This window comes from Bacillus sp. 05T21, assembly GCF_056396785.1.
In genome coordinates this window covers 358,510-373,268 of record NZ_JBFTMD010000002.1, presented here as the reverse complement: position 1 = coordinate 373,268, position 14,759 = coordinate 358,510, and the positions used below count along the sequence as shown (strand labels likewise).

Annotated in this window: 12 protein-coding genes; 11 read left to right on the top strand and 1 reads right to left on the bottom strand. The window is 35.9% G+C overall.

Annotation, left to right across the window (positions count from 1 at the left end; genetic code table 11):
• Nucleotides 1-325 precede the first annotated feature (325 nt).
• The 11 genes from inhA1 to AC1DKZ_RS06805 all read left to right on the top strand — a co-directional run bounded on the left by inhA1 (nt 326) and on the right by AC1DKZ_RS06805 (nt 13,582).
• The gene (gene inhA1, locus AC1DKZ_RS06855) at nt 326-2,713 is read left to right on the top strand and encodes a M6 family metalloprotease immune inhibitor InhA1 (RefSeq protein WP_427283441.1); all 2,388 of its coding nucleotides are present in this window, start codon (nt 326-328) and stop codon (nt 2,711-2,713) included.
• A 294-nt stretch (nt 2,714-3,007) separates the two neighbouring features.
• Nucleotides 3,008-4,375 carry an aldehyde dehydrogenase gene (locus tag AC1DKZ_RS06850; RefSeq protein ID WP_476995841.1) on the top strand — a complete coding sequence of 456 codons (1,368 nt, stop codon included), beginning with the start codon at nt 3,008-3,010 and terminating at the stop codon, nt 4,373-4,375.
• 236 nt (nt 4,376-4,611) lie between these two features.
• On the top strand, nt 4,612-5,595 hold the full coding sequence (gene potA, locus AC1DKZ_RS06845; RefSeq protein WP_113937745.1) for a spermidine/putrescine ABC transporter ATP-binding protein PotA: 984 nt from the start codon (nt 4,612-4,614) through the stop codon (nt 5,593-5,595).
• Nucleotides 5,592-6,440, top strand: a complete 849-nt coding sequence (gene potB / locus AC1DKZ_RS06840; RefSeq protein ID WP_002126118.1) for a spermidine/putrescine ABC transporter permease PotB — start codon at nt 5,592-5,594, stop codon at nt 6,438-6,440. Before potA ends, potB begins: the two co-directional genes overlap by 4 nt.
• 6 nt (nt 6,441-6,446) lie before the next feature.
• Nucleotides 6,447-7,247 carry a spermidine/putrescine ABC transporter permease PotC gene (gene potC / locus AC1DKZ_RS06835; protein ID WP_002135065.1) on the top strand — a complete coding sequence of 267 codons (801 nt, stop codon included), beginning with the start codon at nt 6,447-6,449 and terminating at the stop codon, nt 7,245-7,247.
• A gap of 38 nt (nt 7,248-7,285) precedes the next feature.
• Complete coding sequence (gene potD / locus AC1DKZ_RS06830; RefSeq protein WP_016093032.1) at nt 7,286-8,335, top strand: spermidine/putrescine ABC transporter substrate-binding protein PotD; 1,050 nt, start codon at nt 7,286-7,288, stop codon at nt 8,333-8,335.
• Between the two features lie 60 nt (nt 8,336-8,395).
• Nucleotides 8,396-9,043 carry a phosphatase PAP2 family protein gene (locus tag AC1DKZ_RS06825; RefSeq protein ID WP_476995840.1) on the top strand — a complete coding sequence of 216 codons (648 nt, stop codon included), beginning with the start codon at nt 8,396-8,398 and terminating at the stop codon, nt 9,041-9,043.
• Between the two features lie 110 nt (nt 9,044-9,153).
• The gene (locus AC1DKZ_RS06820) at nt 9,154-11,346 is read left to right on the top strand and encodes an MMPL family transporter (RefSeq protein ID WP_242309965.1); all 2,193 of its coding nucleotides are present in this window, start codon (nt 9,154-9,156) and stop codon (nt 11,344-11,346) included.
• Between the two features lie 98 nt (nt 11,347-11,444).
• Nucleotides 11,445-11,861 carry a hypothetical protein gene (locus tag AC1DKZ_RS06815; RefSeq protein ID WP_002011605.1) on the top strand — a complete coding sequence of 139 codons (417 nt, stop codon included), beginning with the start codon at nt 11,445-11,447 and terminating at the stop codon, nt 11,859-11,861.
• A 100-nt stretch (nt 11,862-11,961) separates the two neighbouring features.
• Nucleotides 11,962-12,885, top strand: coding sequence for an RluA family pseudouridine synthase (locus tag AC1DKZ_RS06810; protein WP_201038524.1), 924 nt, complete (start codon nt 11,962-11,964; stop codon nt 12,883-12,885).
• Between the two features lie 91 nt (nt 12,886-12,976).
• The gene (locus AC1DKZ_RS06805) at nt 12,977-13,582 is read left to right on the top strand and encodes a DUF1648 domain-containing protein (RefSeq protein WP_098167305.1); all 606 of its coding nucleotides are present in this window, start codon (nt 12,977-12,979) and stop codon (nt 13,580-13,582) included.
• Between the two features lie 35 nt (nt 13,583-13,617).
• Here the strand turns inward: AC1DKZ_RS06805 and AC1DKZ_RS06800 are convergent, their stop codons facing one another.
• Nucleotides 13,618-14,433 carry a CAP domain-containing protein gene (locus AC1DKZ_RS06800; protein ID WP_476995839.1) on the bottom strand — a complete coding sequence of 272 codons (816 nt, stop codon included), beginning with the start codon at nt 14,431-14,433 and terminating at the stop codon, nt 13,618-13,620.
• Nucleotides 14,434-14,759: the final 326 nt, after the last annotated feature.

The window sequence follows — 14,759 nt, the reverse complement described above, 5'->3', positions numbered from 1 at the left end:
ATTATTGGTCATAATTGCTGCTACATAGTAGACGATAATTAACCGAATTTTATATTTTATGTGTCAAATTATCGAATATTGTGTAGATGAGACAAAGATAAAATCCCCATTAAATTCCCTCTATGGCGATTATAAAGTTTCTGACAAATATTTTCAATATTTTCTGAAAACATTGTTGAATTGTGATATATTCATATACTAACTATGAAATTTTTACAAATATATTAAAAAAATTACATAATATAACTAAATATTGAAAATATATCGAATTTTTAATAATATAAAATATGTAATACATATTTTATATTAGGGGAGGAAATAAGGGATGAAAAAGAAACCATTTAAAGTGTTATCATCAATTGCTTTGACAGCTGTTCTAGGCTTGTCACTTGGTGCTGGAAGTCAGCCTACATATGCTGAAACGCCGGAGAACAAGACAGCTACAAGTCCAGTTGATGATCATTTAATCCCAGAAGAGAGATTAGCAGATGCACTGAAAAAACGTGGGGTAATTGATTCATCTGCTTCAGGGACAGAAACAAAGAAAGCTGTCGAAAAGTATGTAGAGAAGAAGAAGGGTGAAAACCCTGGGAAAGAAGCGGCAAGTGGGGACCAACTTACGAAAGATGCATCTGACTTTTTAAAGAAAGTGAAAGATGCGAAAGCAGACACGAAAGAAAAAGCAGAGCAACCAGCAAACGGGACTGCAGCAGGAACAGGTCCAGTTAAAGGGGGCTTAAATGGTAAAGTACCAACTTCACCAGCAAAACAAAAAGAGTATAACGGTGAAGTTCGTAAAGACAAAGTACTCGTTTTACTTGTAGAGTACGCTGACTTTAAACATAACAATATTGATAAAGAGCCTGGTTACATGTATTCCAACGATTTTAATAAAGAGCACTATGAAAAAATGTTATTCGGTAATGAGCCGTTTACATTGGATGATGGAAGCAAAATTGAAACGTTTAAACAATACTATGAAGAGCAATCTGGTGGTAGCTACACAGTAGATGGAACGGTTACAAAATGGTTAACAGTTCCTGGTAAAGCTGCTGATTACGGTGCAGATGCTGCTACAGGTCATGATAATAAAGGACCAAAAGGACCACGTGATCTAGTGAAAGATGCATTAAAAGCAGCTGTAGATAGCGGTATTGATTTATCAGAGTTTGATCAATTTGATCAATATGATGTAAATGAAGATGGAAATAAAAATCAACCTGATGGTTTAATTGACCACTTAATGATTATTCATGCGGGTGTTGGACAAGAAGCTGGCGGTGGTAAATTAGGTGATGATGCAATTTGGTCACATCGTTGGACAGTTGGACCAAAGCCATTCCCGATTGAAGGAACAAAGTCTAAAGTTCCATATTGGGGCGGAAAGATGGCTGCGTATGACTACACAATTGAACCAGAAGATGGCGCAGTTGGTGTATTCGCACATGAATATGGTCATGATTTAGGTCTTCCGGATGAGTATGATACACAATATAGCGGTCAGGGTGAGCCGATTGAAGCTTGGTCTATTATGAGTGGAGGAAGCTGGGCTGGTAAAATCGCAGGCACAACGCCAACAAGTTTTTCACCGCAAAATAAAGAGTTTTTCCAAAAAACAATCGGTGGTAGCTGGGCGAATATCGCAGAAGTAGATTACGATAAGTTAAACAAAGGTATCGGTTTTGCAACGTATTTAGATCAAAGTGTTACGAAGTCGGATCGTCCAGGCTTGATTCGTGTTAACTTACCGGATAAAGATGTAAAAACGATTGCACCAGCATTCGGTAAACAATATTATTACAGCACAAAAGGTGATGACCTTCACACAAAAATGGAGACACCGCTGTTCGATTTAACGAATGCAACGACTGCGAAATTCGATTACAAATCATTGTATGAGATTGAAGCAGAGTATGATTTTCTTGAAGTACACGCTGTAACAGAAGATGGTCAACAAACGTTAATTGAAAGAATTGGTGAGAAAGCAAATAGTGGAAATGCAGCTACGACAAATGGAAAATGGATTGATAAATCATATGATTTAAGTCAGTTCAAAGGTAAGAAAGTGAAATTAACATTTGATTACATTACTGATGGTGGTTTAGCGTTAAACGGATTCGCTCTTGATAATGCGTCATTAACAGTAGACGGTAAAGTTGCATTCTCTGATGATGCAGAAGGTACACCACAATTTAAATTAAATGGTTTTGTTGTATCTAATGGAACGGAGAAGAAAAAACATAACTACTATGTAGAGTGGAGAAACTATGCTGGTGCAGATAAAGCATTGAAATTTGCGCGTGGTCCAGAATATAACACTGGTATGGTTGTATGGTATGCGGATTCAGCTTACACAGATAACTGGGTGGGTGTACATCCAGGACAAGGTTTCCTTGGTGTAGTTGATTCTCACCCAGAAGCAATTGTAGGAACTTTAAATGGTAAACCAACAGTTAAGAGTAGTACACGATTCCAAATCGCTGATGCGGCGTTCTCATTCGATAAAACGCCAGCTTGGAAAGTTGTATCTCCAACGCGTGGAACGTTTACGTACAATGGTTTAGCGGGCGTACCGAAGTTTGATGATTCTAAAGCGTATATTAATCAGCAGATTCCAGATGCAGGACGTATTTTACCGAATCTTGGCCTGAAGTTTGAAGTAGTAGGACAAGCTGATGATAATTCTGCAGGTGCTGTTCGTTTATATCGTTAATACAGTAAAACTACCGAAAGATTTTCTTTCGGTAGTTTTTTTGTGAGCAATGAATTTTATATAAAGGGAAAAGTTATATATAATGTAACTTTAAGAATAGAAATTTGTTACATATAAAGTCTATATAGATAATGAAAGAATTGTATAAAGTGAAACTTTAATCAGTGGGGGGGTTGTCCATCCCACTGATTATTAGCACGACCTCGCCTAACTTCCTTGAATTCGCTGGATTTTGAGGTGAGAGTCTTACTGCTCGTTAATAGCGGGATAAACATGGCGGGAGAAGGTGAGTGAATGAGTATTTCCTCTATTGTAAATAAACAAAAGGAATATTTTTATAAAGGACATACGAGAAGTGTAGAGACGAGAAAGAATAATTTGCAGAAGCTTTATGAAGGAATTCAGCGTTTTGAAGGTGAGATTTTTCAAGCGTTGAAATTAGATTTGAATAAATCAGTTCACGAATCATTTACAACAGAAATTGGATATGTACTAAAAGAGATTTCTTTTCAAATGAAGCATATTTCATCTTGGAGTAAACCAAAGCGTGTTCGCACAGCTCTTACTCATTTTGGATCGAAGGGGAAAGTAGTGCCAGAACCGTATGGTGTGACGCTTATTATCGCACCGTGGAACTATCCGTTCCAATTAGCAATTGCACCACTCGTAGGAGCATTGGCAGCTGGCAATACAGTCGTTTTAAAGCCGTCAGAGTTAACGCCAAACGTTTCAAAAGTGCTTACGAGAATGTTAGGTGAATTATTCCCAGAAGAGCTTGTATCGGTAGTAGAAGGCGGCGCTCAGGAAAGTACTGCACTTTTAAAGGAACCGTTTGACTATATTTTCTTTACAGGTAGTGTTGGTGTTGGAAAAGTTGTGATGGAAGCAGCGGCGAAAAAATTAACGCCTCTTACGTTAGAGCTTGGCGGGAAAAGCCCATGTATTGTACATAAAGATGCAAAGCTAGATGTAACCGCAAGACGTATCGTTTGGGGTAAGTTTTTGAATGCTGGGCAGACGTGTGTAGCGCCTGATTATATGTATGTTCATTCTTCAGTGAAAGAGCAGTTAATCGAGGCATTAAGACATGAAATCGCAGAGCAATATGGAAAAGATGCTTTGCAAAATGACAATTATGTGCGAATTGTAAGTGAGCGTCATTTTGAACGTCTATGTACATTTTTACAAGACGGTAAACCTGTGATTGGCGGGAATTATACGAAAGAAACATTACACATCGAGCCGACAGTGTTAACGAATGTTACATGGCAAAGTGCTGTTATGGAAGATGAAATTTTTGGGCCGATTTTACCAATTATAGAATATGACAAAGTAGAAGAGGTAATTGAAACGATTCAGCACCATCCAAAGCCGTTAGCACTATATGTATTTTCTGAAGATAGAAAAGTGCAAAAGAAAGTGACGAGTAATATTTCATATGGCGGAGGATGTATAAATGATGTCGTATATCATCTTGCAACGCCATATTTACCTTTTGGGGGCGTTGGAAGTAGTGGATTAGGCAGCTATCATGGTGAACAAAGTTTTCGGACTTTTTCCCATTATAAAAGCATTTTGTCCCAATCTACAGCATTCGACATGAAAATTCGTTACTCTTCTACAAAAAGTGCTTTAAAATTCATACGAAAGTTGTTAAAATGATGATGGTGTTTATCAGTAGGCGTAGCCGTATGATAAAAACCCCTTCGCAACTGAAGGGGTTTTTCTGTTCGACATATGTATCATGCGAAAATGAATCAAACATACTACATAAAGAATAGAAGAGAACGCTGCTAAACAACCATTTTTGTTTGGATCGAAACAAAAAATAGTCTATAGAACATAAATATTTATTCATGAATATAAAAATTAAAATTTAAGGTAGATAGGACGGGAAAATGAAAAAGATTATTAAAGTTGAAGCAGTAGAAAAACATTTTGGAAATCAAGTGATTATCCCCCCTCTTTCTTTAGATATTAAAGAAGGAGAATTTTTAACAATTTTAGGACCGAGTGGTTGCGGGAAAACGACTTTACTTCGTATGATCGCAGGATTTGAAACCCCAACTAAAGGGAATCTTTTATTAGATGATGAAAAGATTAACGATTTGCCGCCATACAAGCGTCATATGAATTTAGTGTTCCAACATTACGCACTATTCCCACATATGAATGTTGAAAAAAATATTTGTTTCGGTATGAAAATGCAAAAAGTATCAGCAGCAGAACAGAAAGAACGTGCGGAAGAGGCAATGCGTTTAACGCAGTTACTTGAGTTCCGTAATCGTAAACCTTCGAAGCTTTCTGGTGGACAGCAGCAGCGTGTAGCAATTGCAAGAGCAATTGTAAACAACCCACGTGTATTACTATTAGATGAGCCACTTGGAGCGCTTGACTTTAAGTTAAGAAAAGATTTGCAACGTGAATTGAAAAACTTACAACGTAATTTAGGAATTACATTCATATATGTAACGCACGATCAAGAAGAAGCGATGAGTATGAGTGATCGTATTGTCGTTATGAATAAAGGGCATATCGAACAAGTCGGCACGCCTAAAGAAATTTACAATAAGCCGAAAACATTGTTTGTTGCGACGTTCATCGGTGAAAATAATATCGTGAAAAATGGGGAAAACTACGTAGCAGTTCGCCCTGAACATGTAAAAGTTCGCTCGGTTGAAGAGCCAATTTTAAAAGAATACCATCTTGGACATATTGAAGATATTGAATTTGTTGGAAATATGGAAAAGCTATATGTACGTGAGGAGAAAACAGCGGAATTACTAATGGCATACCAAACTGCTGAAGAAGCAACGCAGTGGAGCATTGGAGATAATGTATATGTAGGCTGGGAGCAAGAGGACGAGGTGACCTTAAATTGAAGAAAGGGAAATTACTCGCATTACCTACAGTCGTATGGCTGTTACTCTTCTTCCTAATTCCACTTCTGTTCGTATTAGCATTTGCCTTCATGCAGCGCGGAGCATACGGGACAGTGGAAATGAAATTTACATTAGATAACATAGCACGTGTGTTTGATCCATTATATATGGGGACATTATGGGAAACAGTGAAGATAGCTGTTATTACGACAGTACTATGTTTATTAATCGGTTATCCATTCGCCTATACAATTACAATTGTTGATCGTAAATATCGTTCTATCCTTCTATTATTGGCAACGATTCCGTTCTGGATTAACTTTCTTGTTCGTTCATACGCATGGATTGTTATTTTACGTTCACAAGGACTTGTAAACACATTGCTATTGAAACTAGGTATTATTAGTGAACCTTTAAATCTGTTATACAATACACCTTCTGTAATACTCGGAATGGTATATTCTTTATTACCATTTATGATTTTACCAGTGTATGCAGCAATTGAGCAGCTTGATAAGCGTAAGCTAGAGGCAGCTTATGATTTAGGAGCAACACCAGTAAAGGCATTTTGGAATGTAACAGTACCGATGACGATGTCAGGGATTACTACGGGTTCTATTTTAGTATTCGTTTCGTCTATCGGAATGTTTGTTGTATCAGACGTTATGGGTGGATCGAAAGTAGCATTAATCGGAAACGTAATTCAAAACCAATTCTTAGGTTCACGTGACTGGCCGTTTGGTTCCGCGTTATCTATGATTGTTGTTCTATTCTCTGTTCTGTTAATTTACTTATATTATCGTGCAACGAAAGTATATAAATATGATGGAAACGGAGGGGAATAGGCAAAAATGAAGAAGTTTTTAGTTTCTTATTCTTGGTTAATCTTATTGTTTTTGTATTTTCCAATGATGGTTTTAATGGTATATTCCTTCAATGATTCTCGCATTAATGCGGAATGGGAGGGCTTTACACTCCATTGGTATACAGATTTATTTCAAAAACAAGATGTTATTGATGCGTTTGTAAATAGTATTACGATTGCTCTTATAACGACAATTGTGACGACAGTTTTGGGTGTGATTTTTGCTATTGCAATACACCGTTACAAATATCGTTTTGAAGGGGCCATTAACGGTCTTGTATATTTACCAATTTTAATTCCTGATATTTTAATGGGATTATCTTTACTTATCCTATTTAGTCAATTAGGTATAGAACTTGGAAAAACAACAATTATTATTGCACACATTACATTCAGTATTTCATTTGTTGTTGTTATTTTAGCGGCACGTCTTTCTGGTATGGGACGTGATTTAGAAGAGGCTGCAAACGATTTAGGAGCAACGCCGTGGCAAACGTTTCGTTATGTAACGTTTCCAGCAATTGCACCAGGAGTTATTTCAGCCGCATTATTAACATTCACATTATCGATTGATGATTTTGTAATTAGTTTCTTCGTATCAGGACCAGGATCAACAACATTGCCATTATACATTTATAGTATGGTTAAGCGCGGAGTATCACCTGAAATTAATGCTCTTTCTACAATATTAATTGTTGTAATTGTAGGATTAATGGTGCTATCGGAAATCTTCCGTAATAAAGGTGCAGACGGTGAAGAAAACTCTGGAGGACACCTTCCTTTATAATACGAATGATATAGAAAGAACGAGGAGGTAATAAACCGATGAAATTAGTGAAGAGATTAGCTGGTATAGCAATTAGCTTCAGTCTTGCTGCAGGTGTACTTGCTGGTTGTGGTGAGAAAAAAGAAGAATTAAACATTTATAGCTGGGCTGACAATTTTGATGAGCAAGTTTTAAAAGATTTTGAAAAGAAATATAACGTGAAAATTAACTATGATAAATATGCAAGTAATGAAGAAATGCTTGCGAAATTACAAGCTGGTGGCGCGACATATGATTTAATTCAGCCATCTGATTACATGGTGAAAACGATGGCGAAGATGGACTTATTAGCGCCTTTAGATAAGAAGAACATCCCGAATATCGAGAACCTTGTTTCTAACTTTAAAACACCTGCGTTTGATCCAGAGAATAAGTATTCTCTAGTATATACTTGGGGTGTAACAGGCATTGCATACAATAAAAAGTATGTGAAAGAAGCACCTACAAGCTGGAATGATTTATGGAACGATAAATATAAAGGACATGTTACTTTATTAAATGATTCTCGTGAAGTATTAGGAATGGGACTTAAGAAAAATGGTTTCTCTAATAGTACAAAAGAGGATGCACAGTTAAAGACAGCGTCTAATGATTTACAGAAGCTACTTCCAAACTTATTAGCATTTGATACAGATAATATTAAACAAAAATTCATTACAGAAGATGCGTGGATCGGGACTGTATGGTCTGGAGACGCAGCATTTATCGCGAAAGATAACAAAGATGTAGGATACGTTGTACCAAAAGAAGGCGGCACAATTTGGGCTGACACGTTAGCGATTCCAAAAGGTGCGAAACATAAAGAACTTGCAGAGAAGTTTATGAATTACTTATTAGATGAAAAAGTAAGTGTGAAAAACTATGAGTCAATTGGTTACAGTAATCCAAATGAAAAAGCTCGTCCTCTTCATAGTAAAGAATATCGTGAAAACCACATGATTTTCTTAACGAAAGAAGAATTAGATCGTACAGAATGGCTTGTTGATGTAGACGATAAGTTAAAAGATTACGATCGTTACTGGACAGAGCTGAAAACAAAAGGTAAATAAGTAAGAAAATGCGGTTTCTAAAGTAGAAATCGCATTTTTTCATAAGTAGGAGGAAATCGTTTGAAGAAAAAGTTACATCGATATGAGTTCATTTGTATGATTTTATTACTTGCTTTATTCGGCATTATCGCTTGGAGAGTACAAGCAAGCGGAGTTACAGCAGTGGATACATATGCCCGAGAGATGGTAAAAGGATTACAAACAGAAAGCTCAATTACATTCTTCACATATTTTACAAAGTTAGGATCTGCAATTGGAGTTATAACGACACTAATTATAAGTTTGCTCGTTTTTTGGAAAAAACGTTATTATGCTGCTATGATCGTGTATCCAATGGCTATATTAACGACACATCTTGTTAATAAAGGGATAAAAGAAATTGTAAAAAGAGACCGTCCATCATTAAACGAGGCACTTGATGCACTTGGATATAGCTTCCCAAGTGGACATGCAATGCTATCTATTATGACATTTGGTTTTCTTGCCTATATCATTGCTGCGAATTTGAAGAGTGTAGCTGGAAAATGTGGTATTACGATTTCAATGGGCATATTAATTATATTGATTGGATTAAGTAGAGTCATTTTAAATGTTCATTATCCGACTGATATTTTAGCTGGTTACTGCGCAAGTGGTATTTTGTTAATTATAGCAATTTATTGTCATCGTTTACTTACCGAGAGATTGGGACTTAATAACGAGAGATAGAAAAACGTCTAGAAAAACTAGTATTATAGTTTTTCTAGACGTTTTTTGTTTACGGGGAGATGTGATACAGTATAAATGACAAGTGAATTATATAAAGTAGGTGAAAATGTGTGAAGACAAATGTACATAAAATTGATAAGTGGGGGAAGTTAGGAACTTTTTTGTATCAATTTCGTTATACAGTAATTGTAGCATTACTACTACTTGCGATAGTGCTCGGTATTTTTGCTCCAAAACTTCCAGGAGTATTGGGCGGTGATGGTTTCCAAACAGAAGGGGATTATCAAAAGACGAAGGAAATTTTAGATAAAGATTTTAAGCAGTCTCAGGATACACTTTTACTCATTTTTGAGAAGAACAAGAATGCTTCACATGAGGAGTTTCAAAAAGGTATAGAGGGAATTATAAAACATATTCAAGAGAAAGAAACGTATGAGTCTTTCCATCATCCGATAGAAAATAAAGTGATGCTACAAGATGATATCGGTTATGCGACGATTTTATTTTCCGGGAAAACAAATAAAGAACGAATGGAAAAGACATTACAATTTGCCGGAAAAATCGAGAAGGAAAGTAATAGCGTATTAAAAGTAACACCGACAGGATATCCGAAAATTAATCAAGAGATTAATGAAAGAACGCAAAATGATTTAAAAGTAGCAGAGATGATTGGATTACCTATTGCTTTTCTCGTACTATTATTCTCATTTGGTAGTCTGATTGCTTCTATTTTACCGATTGTAAATGGTGCGCTTAGTGTAATTAGTACGATGGGGATTTTATATTTTATAGGTAGTGATAAAGAGCTATCTATTTTCGTGTTAAATGTTGCGCCGATGATTGGGCTCGCATTATCAATTGATTTTGCACTGTTATTTGTAAATCGTTTTCGAGAGGAAGTTGCGAGGAGAACAGTGAAAGAAGCGATAGCGATTACGTATCAAACGGCAGGGCGTGCTATCGTATTTTCAGGGTTATGTGTATTCGTCGGTTTATCAGGCTTATTTTTCTTTAAGATAGATTATATTCAGTCTGTTGCTATTAGCGGGATGATTGTCGTTATTATGAGCATTTTGTTTTCGCTCACACTTCTTCCAGCGTTATTATCTTTAATTGGTAAAAGGATATTAAAAAAGAATCAGGCGGCGCCTACCCCATCAAATGTATGGCGTAAATTTGCACAGTTTGTAATGAAACATCCAATCGTCATGATTATTGTTGTTACAACATTTATTGTTATTTGTTTATTACCGCTACGTACAGCTAACTTGCAGTTTCCTGGTGTTGAAGCGTTACCTGAAAAGAGTGATACGAGAGTTGCATTTGAGAAGTATGAAGAAGCCTTTAATAAAACTGTCCAAACACACGCTGATGTTACATTAGTAGTAGAGACGAAGAAAAACATAACAGAAAAAGAAAGTTTACAAAAGATAGAAGCTGTTGTTCAAAAGTTAAAAGATGATAAGCAAGTATATAAGGTGAAAAGTGTATATGACGGGCTAAATGGAATGAAAGCAGATCAAGTTGCTGGAATATTGCAGTCGCCAGAAGCTGCGAAAATAGCTCCTGTATTTGAAGCGTATACGAAAGGAAATAAAACAACAATGGAAGTCTTTTTGGATACGAAGCCAAGTACAGAAACTGCAAAACAATGGGTTCGTGATTTCAAAAAGAATTATAAAGAAAATGATGTTACTTATTATTTGGGCGGTATGACAACGTTCCAGCAAGAGTTAGAAGATGAAATTAAAGATAAAGTTGCAATTGGTATGTCTGTTATATTTGGATCAACCTTTGTCATTTTATTATTCGCATTCCGCTCTATACTCATTCCAATTAAAGCTATTATTATGAACGTACTTAGTTTAAGTGCAACAATTGGAATTGTTATTTGGTTATTTGAAGGTGGCCATTTCGGATTAGAAGAGAGTTCAGTTTTATTTGTATTACCAATCTTTATTTTCGGCCTCGTATTTGGGCTTAGCATGGATTATGAAGTATTTCTTATTTCACGTATTCATGAGCTTTATGAAGAAACAGGAGATAACGATCAAGCAACGTTAGAAGGGCTTGTATCGACAAGTAGAATTATTACGTCCGCTGCTTTAATTATGATTGTTGTTACCGGTGCGTTCGCCTTTACTGATATTTTACCAGTAAAGCAGATGGGGCTTGGGGTTGCATTAGCAATATTTCTTGATGCAACAATTATCCGTCTTATGCTCGTACCAAGTTTAATGAAATTGTTTGGGGATTGGAACTGGTGGCTACCATTTCGAAAGAAAAGAGAAAAATCATCATAAAAAAACTCATCTATAAGATGAGTTTTTTTATGAATAGCAAGGCCTATATTTTGCGCATAGTATGTGATAAGAAGATTACATACAAGTAGGTGAAGGCAATGTTTCGTTATTTTAAGTTTAAGCTAAATGATACAGTACAGTTTGCTGAAAACGATGGGCATATGTATCGCATTGTCGGTTATCGGTTAGAAAAAGGGTTTTACCCAAAAGATGAATGGACTCATATTATTTATGAACTACTTAGAGAATTTGACGGGTATACGATGGATGCGGAAGAAGAGGAAATTGTAAAAGTTATTCAAGTAGAGGATGAGTATTATAAAATACAAGAAGTATCGGGGTATCGTTATCCAGTAAAAATGAAGCAAAAGCAGCAAGTTATGAAAGGAGAGAAAATAGACGACTTATTAGATACGTACAACGACTATAAACGATTGGCGGATTTCTTTAAAGATTTGTTGTATGAACAAAAAGCTGAAGAAGTGTTGCAGGAGATGAAAAGGCTTAGAGCGTGAGGGGACAGTCGATTATAAGACTGTCCTCTATTTTTGACGGTGCATCAAAGTATGTTTTCCGTTACAATGAGAGAATCAATAGAAATAAGGTGATTATAGTATGGAAACAAAGAAAAAGGGCGAATGGTGCGAAATTACGGTTCCAGCGACGTGGAATGGTATAAGTATTGAGTCGTTGTTAAAAATGGAATGGGAAGTACCAAAAAAGTTATTACATCAACTTCGTATGGAAAAAGGTGTTACGGTTAACGGAGAACAAAGGAGATGGAATGAACTTTTAAAAGAAGGAGATAAGTTACAAGTTCATATGTTTATGGAGGAGGAGTACGGCGTAGAGCCGGAATATGGTGAATTAAATGTAGTGTTTGAAGACGATCACGTACTCATTGTAAATAAGCAGGGGCAAATGGATACACATCCTTCTGAAAAAAATGGGACGGGAACACTTGCCAATCTTGTTGCTTTTCATTTTCAAATGCAAGGTTTAGAGACGAAGGTTCGGCATATCCATAGATTAGATAAAGATACGACAGGTGGTGTTGTATTCGCAAAACATAGAATTGCGGGTGCAATTATGGATCGTTTATTAATGGAACGGAAAATCAAAAGAACGTATATGGCACTTGTTGAAGGAAAAGTAAAAAAGAAGCAGGGGACAATTGATGCAGCTATCGGAAGAGATCGACATCATGCTACAAGGCGTCGTGTTTCTCCAAAGGGAGACCAAGCTATAACGTATTATAAAGTAGAGAAATATTTTAAAAAACAAAATGCGACGCTCGTAACGTTACAGTTAGAAACCGGTAGAACGCATCAAATTCGCGTTCATATGAGCTATAATGGAAATCCATTAGTTGGGGATGTATTATATGGTGGGCAAACAACATATATGTCCGGGCAAGCGTTACATGCGATGAAGATTAATTTTTTGCATCCGATTACGAAAGAAGAGATCGTTGTTGACGTACCTTTCCCTACAAATTTAAACGATACAATGAAAAAATTTGAAAGAGAAAATGGGTAAAGTGTAAATTTAAAGTTGAAAAAGGTAGATTTTTGCAGGGATTTCTCTAAAAGAGGCGAAGCCGTTAAGAGAAAAGAGAGGTGAGAATTACTTGATCAAATATAAATATATGCTAGGGATATTTTTCGCTTGTCTTTTACTTACTCTATGTATTTATCCATATTTACCAACTCGTATGGCAGTGCATTGGAACGAGAATGGTGGAGCTAACGAGTTTATGAGTAAACAAGTTGTCGTATTATTTATCCCTGTCCTTATTATTATTTTACATGGATTAGTATATGTTATTTTACATAATATATATAAGTTTAATGAAGGGGAGTACTTCATTATAAATGGATTTATAAAGAGTATTACTTTATTTATGATGTTTGTCCATATACTAATTCTCTTTATTAATTTGGGAAGTATTATATCCTTTCAGACAGGACTAACGATAGGAATTAGTATGTTTCTTTTTATGTTTAGTAAAGTGTTTAAAAAGGTGAAGGATAGAGAGAAAGAACCGATCAAATTACAAAAAATCCGTTTAGTTAGTAGGCGAATCTTTCAAGTGATGGCATGTAGCATATTATTTTCGTTGCTTTTGAGCCTGAAGTGGGGATTTTACTTGTTAATTAGTGTAATAATTTGCGGGGCTATTTTGTTTATGTTCTATATTTTATACGCATACATATTAGAAAGCTATGAAACATAAAAAAAGAGTCTTCTAGGAGAAGACTCTTTTTCTATTTATTTCGTAATAAATTGTTGTGTCCAGTAGTTTCCGCTTTCTACATAGCCAACACCGATATGAGTGAAGCCACTATTTAAGATGTTTGCACGGTGTCCAGCACTGTTCATCCAAGCTTGTACAACTTCTTCTGGTGTACGTTGACCTTGGGCGATGTTTTCACCTGCAGATTTATAAGAAATACCAAATTTCTTCATCATGTCAAACGGAGACCCGTATGTAGGGCTGTTATGATCAAAGTAGTTGTTTTTTTGCATATCTTCAGACTTAATGCGTGCTACTTTGCTTAATTCAGTATCGATTTGTAATGCTGATAAGCCTTGTTTTGTACGCTCTGCGTTTGTTAATTCAACAACACGTTGTTCGAATTCGCTTAAAGATTTTGCTTCTTCAGCAGGCTTTTGTGTTTCAGTTTGAGTATTGTTATTTTCAGCAGGTTTTTGAGCTTCTGGTTTTTGAACTTCTTCAGCAGGCTTTTGTTCAGCTGGTTTTTGAGTTTCCTCAGCAGGCTTTTGAGCTTCTGGCTTAGCTGTTGGTTGTTCAGTAACAACATTTTCAGTAGGCTGTTGACCAGGAATGAAGCAATCTTGTTGGAATTGACCTTGATTCCATTGTGCTAATGATTCAACTCCCATAGATTGTAAGAATGCTTGTAATTCTTGTTGGCTCATTTGCTTCATCATCATTTTTGAATGCTGAATATTTTGAACCTTTATGTTAGATGGTTGTACTGTTGCAGCTTGTGCATCTAAAGAAGATACTCCTAAAGTAAGAGCTGTTGCAGCAGCTACAGATAATAAAACACGCTTTTTCATGATGTGTGTCCCCCTATATAAAGTTTTAATTTGTTTTCACACGATTTGTTTTTGACAGCCTGTCTGACTGACCAATTCATCGTAGCATACAATTTGCGAGAAAAAAGATGGAAAAAAATTCATAGACTTAAAATTTTCCTAATTTATCCTAAGAGGAGGAAAGGGATGAAATAAGAGAAACATAGAGTATAAAAGGAATTTTTAGCATTTTTATACTTGATTTTAAGAGGGGGTTTTTGGATAAATGTACCTATATTAAAAATGAAGAATCCTATTGTATCAATGATTTTAGCATTTTTTTGAGGAATATACTGGATGTATTTTTA